An 11,719-nucleotide genomic window follows, 5' to 3' on the forward strand; every position below is an offset into this window, starting at 1 on the left:
AGGTGAATGCAAATGGGAAAAGTTACTTTAATTGCAACAGCGGCAATGGGTATTGAAGCGTTAGTTGCCCGAGAAGTTCGCGATCTTGGTTATGAATGTCAAGTAGAAAACAGCAAAGTAACATTTGAAGCAGATGAAAAGGCGATTTGTCGCACGAATTTATGGTTACGTACTGCGGACCGTGTGAAAATTAAAGTTGGTGAATTTAAAGCAACAACATTTGATGAGCTATTTGAAAAAACGAAAGCATTAAACTGGGGAGATTATATTCCAGAGAACGGAGAATTCCCTGTTATCGGTAAATCTCTAAAATCTGAGTTATTCAGTGTTTCGGATTGCCAACGTATCGTTAAAAAAGCTGTCGTTGAAAAATTAAAAACAACATATAAACGTACAACTTGGTTTGAAGAAGATGGTCCGTTATTCCGTATTGAGATTGCAATGTTGAAAGACATTGCAACATTAACAATCGATGCGAGTGGTGTTGGACTTCATAAACGTGGGTACCGCATGGATCAAGGGGAAGCTCCTTTAAAAGAAACATTAGCTGCGTCTCTAATTAAGTTAACGAACTGGAAGCCAGATCGTCCTTTCGTGGATCCTTTCTGTGGATCTGGAACAATTCCGATTGAAGCTGCATTAATTGGACAAAATATCGCACCAGGATTTAACCGAGGCTTTGCATCGGATGAATGGGGCTGGGTTGGTAAACAAAATTGGCGCGAAGCTCGTCAAGAAGCTGAAGATTTAGCAAATTATAATCAACCATTACAAATCATTGGATCTGATATTGACCATCGTATGATTCGAGTTGCACAAGAAAACGCAGAAGAAGTAGGTTTAGGTGATTTAATCACATTTAAGCAAATGCAAGTAAAAGATTTCACAACAAAAGAGGATTATGGCTACGTCGTAACGAATCCTCCATACGGAGAACGTTTAAGTGAAAAAGCACTCGTTGAACAACTGTATAAAGAAATGGGACAAGTATTTCGCCCATTAGATACGTGGTCAGCGTATGTATTAACAAGTTACGAAGCATTTGAGAAGTGTTATGGAAAAGATGCATCGAAGAAACGTAAACTATTTAACGGATTTATCCGTACAGATTACTACCAATACTTCGGAAAACGTCCACCGCGTAATTCATAGTATAAAGGCATTTGAAGGGCTAAAACATAATTGGTTCGCTTAGAACAAATTATTAAATATTAGCCCAATAAATAAACCTCATTCTTTTTTCCGAAAGGAAGAAAGGGTGAGGTTTTTTGTTGTATAAAATTGCAATGCAAGAATTTTTAGATGACAGGGAATTACGTAATTTAAGTAAACATACTTTGAAATCTTATAAAGGAATTTTGAAAAGATTTGAGTCCTTTTGTGTAAATAAAGGGATATTTGACACTGATAAAGTTACGCCAAAAGTTGCAAAAGAGTTTTTAATTTATTGTAAGCATGAGTTGAAAAATAATATATCTACAATAAATGAAAAGAATCGAACATTAAAGGTGTATTTTAAGTACCTAGAAGAAGAAGGGATAGTTGAAGAGAATCCATTCAAAAAAATTAAATTCAGTAAAGAAGATACCATAACAGATGTTTTAACAGATGAGCAAGTGAAGAGTGTTCTTGAACACTTTGATAGAGGTCATTATAAAGGCACGAATTTTGCTTTAATGAGAAACCGAATGGTAATTGTCTTATTAATTTCTACAGGGCTTAGAAGGGAAGAATTAGTTAATTTAAAGTGGTCTGATATTGACATGAGGAATAGGACAATTATGACCTATGGGAAGAAAAGAACCGTTGCTACTATTCCATACACAAGGAAATTGCAAAAGGAATTAGCGGAATATAAAACATTTTTAGAATTTTATTTCGAAGAAGAGAAAGAAGTTGTATATGTGTTCCCAGATAAGTGGAATAGACAATTAACTACAGAAGCAATTTCAACTTTATTTAAACGATTAAAAAGAAATTTAAATATGGAAGGATTAACTTGTCACGCTTTTAGAAGATATTTTGCTTCTAAGTGTTTGAAGATGGGAATGGATTCTTTAAATTTACAAAAACTTATGCGACATGAAACGCTTCAAATGACTGAAAGATATGTAAAACTTTATGGTCATGCACTGCATGATGTAAATGATAAATATAACCCTTTAAATTTTATTGAAGTTTAAACCAAAAGAAAAAGAGTCGCTCCCGCCAAGAAACCGACTCTCAAAACTAGCCACAGAGGAGAAAAACTCCACTGTTCCCAACTAAATAACGGACAAACCGTACATTTAGCCCCTTCATTTTATCGAAAAAATTCGAGGAATGCAAGGTTTCTTTAGTGATGCTTTTTAGATGAAGTGTACGGTGATTTCTGAACGTGGGAATGACCTAACACCACGTTAAACACTTGAACAGGTTCGCTAAGCCAATGTCATAAAATTAAGCGTATACTCTTAAAAGCGTTTCCTTGTTTACGTTGGGTATAGTCTAGGAGAGAACGTCCATAAACGGTTTGGTAAAGGTTGCTTGGTGTACTACGGTACAGGTAGCAACGAATAAGAAAGATAATATTAGGTTACGAATAATTAAGGATGATGTCAGTAGTACAATTCCTTCCCTAAATCTTTCAGCATGTTGGACAAGCATAGCATGTTAAAAGTTCGTTGTAGGTGGAAATCTAACGTTCAAACAAGGTGTTACTATACGGATTCCTTAACCTGATAGACCATGAGAAATGACAATGAACGTCTGCTTTATGTTGCATTAACTTTCTTGTTTTTGCAATGTAAGGTAGTCATTCTATGCCCTAGCCGTTGTCCTGTACCTTCATCCCATGATGAGAGACAGACGACCGAAGTCAATACTTTTTATTAAAATACATACAAAAGTGCTCTGAAAAGCACTAATATATGAGGGGGATTTTATTCGAAGTGTCAAAAGGTTAACAAAAGTATCTTCATAAACACTATATTAGTGAGGGGATTTTATATGAAATATCAAAACAGCAACAAAAGTGTCTTCACAAACACTATATTAGTGAGGGGTATTTTATATGAAATACTAAAAGGTTAACAAAACACCCTAGTTGAAGGCATTATTAATGAGGGATGTTTTTTACTATTCCATTCAGATTATTGAGTGGGGAGTATAACTCCTTGGAAAACTAATTATATTTTTTTCTTACGATAGCAATTAGTTTATTCTTTTTTGAAGGGTGATAGCCACACCCTTCTTTTTTATTTTTTATGGGGGTAAATGAAATGAATGAAAATATAACAAATCAAGATAAAGTTGAAGGTGCAGTTGATACTGATACATCAATTGAAAACAAAGATGAAATGCAAATTGAATCGCAAGATAGAGTTTACACACAAACAGATATTGATAATTTACAGTCGCAAATTGATGAGTTAAGTAAATATAAGCCACAAGGATTAAATGAAGTAGAAATTAAACTACAAGAAAAAGCAGAAACTTTATGGCATAAACAAGTTGATCTTGAACTAAAGGAACAAGGTTTAGAAGTATTTAAGGATTTTATTAGAGCAGATGTAGATGATACAGAAGCATTAAATAATCAAATTACAAAATTAAAAGAAATCGTTGGAACATTGGAATTATCCAACAGTTATCAACCGACAAATCATAAACAGGTGGATGGTTATAGCATCGCTAAGAAAAACAAAGATACTAAATCTATGATTAGTCAAAAATTAAATTTTTAATAAAAGAAAGAGGAAGAAAGAATGTTAGATTCTAAAAAATTAACTACACAAGAAAATATTCATCTTACTGATGAAATTGCATTAGTAGCACCTATCGCTACTCCATTTTTTACATTACTTATGAGCAAAGGATTATATGTTGACTCAAAAGGCAAATTTCACACATGGAGAGAAAAAACTCTTGATGGTACTGCTGACATTACAGTTGATGAAGGTGTAGATGCTACACAATTCGTACAATCTGGACGTGCAGAATTAAACAACGTTATGGAAATTTTCTATAAAGCAACTAGCGTATCTGGAACAGCACAATCAACAGGGGCAGTTGGTGATTTATTCGCACAAGAAATTAATGACCGCTTAGTTGAACTTGCTATTGGTATAGAGAAAAAACTTATCAATGGTGTTAAAAACGATGGTACAAGTGGTAAACGTCAAATGGATGGACTTTTAAAATTCGTTGATGCAGGTAACGTTGTAAACGGTGTTACTAAAGATGTATTAACTGAAAAAGAAGTTAAGGAACTTGTTAAGAAATTATGGACAGCAGGAAATGAAAATGGTGAGTTTTATGCATTAGTTGGTGCTGACTTAAAAGACCAAATTGATGAGTTGTACAAAGATCGTTATTCTTACCAACATGTTACTACTGATTTCGGTATCACTGTTGATTCTGTAAATACTTCATACGGAAAAATTAACTTTATCTTAGACCGTCATATGCCAGCAGATAAAATTGTTGCATTTGATGTAAATGCTCTGAAAGTTGCTTTCTTACGTCAACCACAATTTCAGGCATTAGGTAAAACTGGTGACAATGATAAAGGTCAAGTTGTTGCAGAAGCGACACTTGAAGTTGGAAGTAAAAAAGCAGTTGCAGTTTACAACCTTAAACAAGCGTAATTAAATACATAATCCTAATAGGGTGAGAGGAGTTTTCCTCTCACCTTATTTATTTTAACAAATATTAAAAAAAGTGAATGGAATAGGAGGTTAAATACAATGAGCATTAAGGATATGTACATTATCGAACGTAGAAAGAAAAAAATACGTTTACGCCAGTTAGCAGAGTATATTGGCTGTAGTCCATCTCTCCTTTCCAGATATGAAACAGGAGATTGTGAGATGGATAAAGAGAAAGTGAAAAAGTATAAAGAATATATAGATTTTTATTAAGTTTTAGGTAAATGAGAGATAAATTAAAGGAGTGAACAATGTGAAGGTGTTAGTTACTTAAACTCTTGTATTCCAATAAGCATGAGAGATACAAGGAATACAAGGGATACAAGGGATAAAAGGTAGCCACAATATAAAATTGTGGTTTTATTTAGTTTTAAAATTATGCAGTTTCAAGAGTGAAAGTTACATACTTTCGCTTTATTATGTTGAAAGAATTTAAAGAAAAATTTCCGCAATGGGTTAATGAAAACGGAGATTATACGGTTTGTTTGTCAGATGATCTAGATAGTTTAGTTGGTGCTTCTATTTTAAAGCATGTTAAAGGATATGAAATCAAACATTTCTATGATTTTAACAACTTCTATTCAGTTGATGGTGACAAAAGAAAAGCAATTGGTGTTGATATTGCATTAGAAAAAGGGATGACTTGGGACAACCATGTTGTACGATTATCTAAATATGGGAAAGTAAATACTTTGTCTGCTAATCCTAATGTGATAGAAAACATTGACCGAGGTAACTACACAAAGAAGTACGCAATGAGTACAGCACTTTTAATGTGGTCTTTTTATGAATTACCACTTCCAGAAAGTGATGAAGGAAAGATGTTACTACTTAGTATTGATTCTTCTTATAAGGGTCATTATACGGATTTTAAGGCGGTTCAAAATGAGTGGTTAAGAAAGTTAGGTTTTGAAGAGTTAATTGATATTCAAAATAAATACACTTTAAAAGATTTCGCTAATATAAAAAAGAAATACAATTCTTCTATGAAAATAGAACTTGTGGATGAACAACTACAAACAGGAATGGATTTGGAAGGTATCTCAAAGGCATTAGGTTTGCCTATTGAGTTGCCTATTTGTTGTTTTAATATTAGAAAGCGTTTTCAAAGGGAGCGGATTGAATTAAGAAACTATTCATCTTGTACAAAAGATATGATTGAAGAGAAGCATAAAAAAGAAATCTTCTCGATGGCTCTTACACAAAAGAATACTATTAGTTTAACCTTCAAGTAATTTGAAGGAAAATCAAAAAGGAGAAATTAGAATGTTTCAAGAAAAAGAATACTTTTTTTGTTATTCAACAAATTTACATGAGTTTTTAAGATATGAGAAAGGGATTAAGTATATTTGCACAGCATTTCATGATAAGACAAATAAACGATTTTGGTTATTTGAACGTGATGAAATTTTATTAAATGCTTTAGATGAATATAGCGATCATGGTGAAAGAATAGGGTTAAAAAATAAATAATTTCTAAAAGATAATTTAAACCAAGGGGTAATTTAAATGAAAATGACAACAGATAGTTATATCCAAATTCCAAACGTTGCGTTTGGGTTTGGTACAGAGTACAAGTTAAATAAGGATGAATTGAAGGTATTTGCTTATCTTCAATTTGCAAAGCAAGTTGGAACAATGATTGTGAGAACAACAGTTTCAATTATTGTAGAAGATTTAGAGTGGGAAACAACAAAAGAAAGTCGTGATAAGACAAAAGTGGCAAATGCTCTTACAACTTTAATTGATAAAGGATATATCAAATGTAATTTTAAAAAGGACATTAAGAAAGATACGTTGACGATCGAAATCAACGAGGAAATGAAGAAGGTTGTTGCAGAAGGTACAGTTGATTGGAAAGAGAAACCATTTAATTTTAAAGGTTATACAGAAATCACATCAAAAGAATACAATCTAGCAGAGAAAAATGATTATCACTTAACGGTTATGGCTTACCATAATTGGAGAAGTAACGCACAATTCGAATATGCTATTTGTGATAAAGAATGGCGTGAAGTGTTGGGGTTGGGAATGACGCGTACAAGGGAAATCATTAATGATTGTACATTTCTAACAAAGATTTCTGGTAAGAAGTATCAAGATGAGAATGGACAATGGAAACAAGAAACAAATCAATATGTAAAAAGAGCGTTTGTTAAGACGGATTTGAAAGAAATGGAAGCGACAAATAAAAACGTATCTTTCCTTGAAAGAGAGAAAGAAAAGGTAACCGACTTATTGGTTAAACTTAATGATGTTGTTTTTGGACAAATCTTTGACAAAACAAAGCGTTTTGAATTTGAAGGTTACAAAGCGTGGAAAGAAACAACTTGCGATTATGTTAAAAAAGCAGGCGAAAAGAAATTTGAAATTCTTGAAAAAGCAGGTCAGGCATGGATTAGAGAAAAACTTGAAAACCAGTATCAAGAACACTTAGAAAATCAACAAAGAACACATAGAATGATGAAAATTCATATAAATGATTTTGAAGGATATGAAGAATTTCAACCTTCATATAAACCAAAGAGAATAGAAGAAAATAATTTCTTCGATGATATGTAAGAAAGAGGTTAAATGAAATGACATTGAAAGAAGCGTTAAAGAAGATTACAAAAGAGAATCGAATGTATTTCAATTATAAATTCCCAGATACACGATTCAATCAAACTATTCAGCCAAAAAATGAAGAAGAATTTCTTATTTCAGTTGGCAGAAAAACTATGAATGGTTTTACAAATTGGGAGAAGACACCAGAGTATGCAAATTTGGTGGCACTGTATTTACAATCTAAAATGATTGATGATATACATACTATTTACGAAGTTGTGAGAGAAAAAGCACTAACAGGCGATGAAAAACAAGTTAAATTGCTTTTAACTCTTAACAAAGAGATCAACAGTATTATTAAAGCAGGGGCAGAATTATCTAAAGTAGATGCAGAACCAGAAGACGATGGATTGATTGTGTAATGGTAAAGAAATTATCAAGAGAAGAAAAACTAAAATTAATTAATGAAAATCCAGAATTATGGTTAAAGAATTTCATCAAAATCACTACCAATACAGGCGAATATGTACCTTTCATAGTCAATGAACAACAAAAATTATTCATAGATGAAATGGTGCGTTTCAACATTATTGCAAAGGCACGACAAATTGGATTTTCTACTTTATCAGTCGCTTTATGTTTATGGATGGCTTGTACAAGACCACGTACAAATTATTTGATTGTATCGTATAAGCAGGATTCAGCAACATCATTATTTGACAAACTAAAAATGATGTACAGAGATTTACCACATGATAAATTTAAATTTCCTAAAGACGACCAGAACAACAGAGGTCAATTAAGATTGGATAATGGCTCATCTATTACGCTCTCTATCGCTGGAGGTAAAGACGTGGGGCGTGGAACTACATATGAATATATTTTACTATCAGAGTTTGCATTCTACGAGAATCAAGAATCAATTTTATTATCAGCAGAACAAGCATTGGCAAAGAGTAAAACATCAAAATTAGTAATTGAAACAACCTCAAACGGTTTTAACACCTATCAAAAACTCTTCGATAACGCATATAAGGAAAACTCAAAGTACAAAGCATTTTTCTTCCCTTTCTATTCTTCTTCATATGCAAAACAATTTAAAGATGATTATGACGAAGCAGAAGCATGGTATAAAGAAAATAATAAAGGAAAGCGTCTTACTAAAGATGATTTAGAGCAAGACGAATTATATTTATATGAGCAAGGGGCAACGCTGAAACAATTAATGTGGCGTAGATGGAAATTACTTGATATGACCCTACAACAATTCTATCAAGAATTTCCTGCAACTCCAATGGAATCATTTATTAGTAGTGGATTAAATGTTTTCGACCAAGGAAAGATTGTTGAACGCTTAAAATATGTTCAAAAACCATTACAATATCGTGAAGTAAAAATGAACATTCCAGATAGTATTGCAAAATACATCGGAAAATCGTTAATGATTTATCAATTACCTGTCGAGGGCGTCCGTTATTATGGTGGTGTAGATACTGCAAGTGGTAGCGGTGGTGACTATTCTACTATCTCAATTTTAAATGTAGATGGTGAACAGGTGCTAAGTTTTTATGATAATAAAATTCCTGTTTATGAATTTGCCAAGTTACTTGATACTATTGGCAAGTTTTACAACTATGCTTTCTTAACAGTGGAAAGAAATTCTTTTGGTACTCCAATCTTAGAACGTTTAAGAAAAGAATATGAGTACATGAATTTGTACAAGCATAAAATTTTCAATCAACAATTAGGTAAAAAACAATTACAGTTAGGATACCAAACTACACAAGTAACAAAAAATATCATGATTACAGATTTAAAAGAACAATTTGAATTAGAAGTGATTCTTATAAACTGTCAAGAAACATTAGAGCAAATGCAAATCTTTATTGAAACAGATGGAAAAACAGGAAATAAAAAAGGCAATGACAAACATGATGATTGTGTAATTGCTATTGCGTTAGCGATTCAAGGTATTAAACAAAATAAATGGTATGTTTAGGAAGGTTTTTGTATCCTTTTGTCGAATTATATTGATTAAAAGGAGATGATTTAGTTGAATTGGACAGATGCATTTATTGATTCTTTAAAAGATTGGAATGAGTTATGCACAGGAAAAAATATTAAATTAGAAGATGTATTGGGGCAAATCGGCTATAGGATTGGACAGCAAGGTTTGATAGATAATAGTACGATAGAAGGTTTGGAAGATAGAATTAATTTTCTTGTTACTGAAGAAAGAATGGATGAGAGATTTCTAATTGAATCTTTAATAAATCAAGTTACAGTGATCTTAAAAAATATGCTTAGTGAATTAGGTGAAAATATAATTCAAGCAGAAAAAATGAAAGAAAATCTTGAAGGACAAGGTTCATTAAAAGATATCTATGATAGAAAACTTGTAGAGTTAAAGAGCCCCTCATACGCTCATAATGCAAGGCATCAAATAGACACTTGGGAGTTTGTTGTTAATAAGAAATTTTCTTCAACAATAAAAAAACAGTTTGAAATAGAGGACTTTATGAAAGCATCAGAAAGAGTAAAGAAAGATTTTGCAAAAATTCCTCAAGAAGATTTAAATTTATCGTTTGGTGAACTTCATAAAAAGTTAAATAAATAAAAAAGCATCCTTTTAAAGGGTGCTTTTTATTTTGGAAAGGAAAAAGAAATGAATTTAAAAGATTATATTAAAACCGTACATAACGGTAACTCATTCTGGTTTGTAGATGAGGTTAAGCATTTTGAAAACCAGAAAAGAATTTTAGACACAATTGAGAAGAAAAAATATTTAGATGGTAGACATGCAATCTCAAATCGTGTTGTAGAAAATTATAATAGTAAGCCATATGAACCACGATCAATTTTATTACAATATGCAAAATTAATTGTGAATCTAGAAACTACTTACTTATTAAAAAAACCAGTAACTTTTACTGGGGAAGAAAAAATTGTTGGCGATATGCAAAGGGTTTACAAGAAGGGTAATTATGACAAGGTTGATTTCGACCTGCTAAATAATTTAGTGAAGTATGGTAACGCATATGAGTATGTGTATATCAAAGATGGTGGGAACGTGAGTAGCAAAGTAATACCCACTGAATGTGGATATCCTATCTATAACGATGAGAACGACATGATAGCATTCGTTGAGTATTATACATCGTTAGAGAGTGACTTCTATATTGTCTATACACCAGAGGAAGTAGTTAAGTATTCAACAATTGGAGGTACTGCCTTGCTTGTTGTTGGTTCTTATAAAAATGTTAGCGGTCTACCAATTCACTATAAAACAGATAATGAATTAAGCACTACATTTGGAAAGAGCGACTTAGATGACTTTATTAACATCATTGATGCTATGGAGGATTTACTATCTAAGTTTAGCGATTCCTTCTATAAGCATCATAACCCAATTCCTGTTGTTATTGGGCAACAACTAAAAGGAGAGGGACTGAATCCTCATATTGTTGGTGGAGGAATTACTTTAGATGATGGTGCTGATTTTAAGATGGTAAGTAACGGTATCAATCATAAGGCATTTGAGGTAATCTTCAATACACTTATGCAACAACTGATTAACATTGCAAGTGTTCCTGCTGTAGCATTGAATGCTTCTGATGTAAGTAATTTATCAGAGATGAGTATGAGAATGCTGTATCAACTTGCTGACATGAAGGGTGGACTCAACGAGCGTTACTTAAGAGAGGGACTCGAACAACGCAACAGCAAGGTAGTGGGTCTATTAAGTAAGCAAGGCAAGGCATACAGTGAAGATGCTATTGACTCATTAGATATGGTGTTCCACTATGCAAGACCAGTCAATGAGACAGAGGTCATTGATAACTTAGTTAAGATGTATGATGTTGGTGCAATCAGTATTGAGTCATTGGTTGCAATCAATCCATATGTTAGCAATGAACACCTAGAGTTGAAGCGTATACTTGAACGTGAGCAACGAGTGAGTGAGCAGAAGCAAGTCAATGAGAAGGTAGATGAGCAAGTGCAAGTAAAGGCAAAGGATGAAAAAGCAGACGTTGCAACTAAGAAAGAGGATGTAATCAAGGAGTAAGAGTGACACATGTGAGTGTTGTGATTGTGTGTGTGGAGTTAGGAAGAACATTGATATATAAGTGTTTAGTGATGTAAAGGTATTACTTTCATGCGACACACTTTTAAGTAATGCATATGTGCAAGGATGAGCAGAGCCAGAAAATAAACGAGCAAAAAATGAGAGGGGTATTTTAGGAATGAACGTTCGCTTAACTCCTTTTTGTTCGGTTTTGGTTTGGTGAATGAGTGCGTTTGGAGGGAAATATGAGCAAAACAAAAAACGAACATTATTGCTGGATTGTCAATAAATGTTCGTGTAGTACAACTTCCTATAACCTTAATTATGTAAACTACCCTATAATTAATCTTATGGGGCTACTTATTTATTCGTGTATTGTTCATTTTTCGTCCTGTTGAGTGAGTAAAACGAACAAACC

Annotated in this window: 12 protein-coding genes; all 12 read left to right on the top strand. The window is 32.8% G+C overall.

Features of this window, described 5'->3' with window-relative positions; translation table 11 throughout:
- Positions 1 to 12: 12 nt before the first annotated feature.
- Complete coding sequence (locus tag MHH42_RS07780) at positions 13 to 1,152, top strand: THUMP domain-containing class I SAM-dependent RNA methyltransferase (protein WP_000521231.1); 1,140 nt, start codon at positions 13 to 15, stop codon at positions 1,150 to 1,152.
- Between the two features lie 119 nt (positions 1,153 to 1,271).
- Positions 1,272 to 2,183 carry a tyrosine-type recombinase/integrase gene (locus tag MHH42_RS07785; protein ID WP_253252043.1) on the top strand — a complete coding sequence of 304 codons (912 nt, stop codon included), beginning with the start codon at positions 1,272 to 1,274 and terminating at the stop codon, positions 2,181 to 2,183.
- Between the two features lie 1,077 nt (positions 2,184 to 3,260).
- Entirely contained in the window at positions 3,261 to 3,725 is a 465-nt protein-coding gene (locus MHH42_RS07790) for a xanthine phosphoribosyltransferase (RefSeq protein WP_262753690.1), read from the top strand.
- Positions 3,726 to 3,746: 21 nt separating this feature from the next.
- A complete protein-coding gene (locus MHH42_RS07795) occupies positions 3,747 to 4,628 on the top strand; it encodes an SU10 major capsid protein (RefSeq protein WP_098962902.1) in 882 nt (293 codons plus the stop codon).
- Between the two features lie 99 nt (positions 4,629 to 4,727).
- The gene (locus tag MHH42_RS07800) at positions 4,728 to 4,901 is read left to right on the top strand and encodes a helix-turn-helix domain-containing protein (RefSeq protein WP_098632157.1); all 174 of its coding nucleotides are present in this window, start codon (positions 4,728 to 4,730) and stop codon (positions 4,899 to 4,901) included.
- Positions 4,902 to 5,107: 206 nt separating this feature from the next.
- Positions 5,108 to 5,923: a hypothetical protein gene (locus MHH42_RS07805; protein WP_316250167.1), complete on the top strand. Its 816-nt coding sequence runs from the start codon at positions 5,108 to 5,110 to the stop codon at positions 5,921 to 5,923.
- 31 nt (positions 5,924 to 5,954) lie between these two features.
- On the top strand, positions 5,955 to 6,161 hold the full coding sequence (locus tag MHH42_RS07810; protein ID WP_262753694.1) for a hypothetical protein: 207 nt from the start codon (positions 5,955 to 5,957) through the stop codon (positions 6,159 to 6,161).
- 36 nt (positions 6,162 to 6,197) lie between these two features.
- On the top strand, positions 6,198 to 7,250 hold the full coding sequence (locus MHH42_RS07815) for a hypothetical protein (protein ID WP_262753696.1): 1,053 nt from the start codon (positions 6,198 to 6,200) through the stop codon (positions 7,248 to 7,250).
- A gap of 17 nt (positions 7,251 to 7,267) precedes the next feature.
- Complete coding sequence (locus MHH42_RS07820) at positions 7,268 to 7,657, top strand: hypothetical protein (RefSeq protein ID WP_262753698.1); 390 nt, start codon at positions 7,268 to 7,270, stop codon at positions 7,655 to 7,657.
- On the top strand, positions 7,657 to 9,234 hold the full coding sequence (locus tag MHH42_RS07825) for a terminase large subunit domain-containing protein (RefSeq protein WP_262753700.1): 1,578 nt from the start codon (positions 7,657 to 7,659) through the stop codon (positions 9,232 to 9,234). The genes MHH42_RS07820 and MHH42_RS07825 overlap by 1 nt, the downstream gene beginning before the upstream one ends.
- A gap of 54 nt (positions 9,235 to 9,288) precedes the next feature.
- A complete protein-coding gene (locus tag MHH42_RS07830) occupies positions 9,289 to 9,852 on the top strand; it encodes a hypothetical protein (RefSeq protein ID WP_340893101.1) in 564 nt (187 codons plus the stop codon).
- A 48-nt stretch (positions 9,853 to 9,900) separates the two neighbouring features.
- Positions 9,901 to 11,301 (top strand): phage portal protein, encoded by a 1,401-nt coding sequence (locus MHH42_RS07835; protein WP_262753703.1) that lies wholly within the window; start codon positions 9,901 to 9,903, stop codon positions 11,299 to 11,301.
- Positions 11,302 to 11,719: the final 418 nt, after the last annotated feature.

The sequence above is a fragment of the Bacillus sp. FSL L8-0099 genome, assembly GCF_038006385.1.
In the GTDB taxonomy this organism is placed as follows: Bacteria; Bacillota; Bacilli; order Bacillales; family Bacillaceae_G; genus Bacillus_A; species Bacillus_A toyonensis.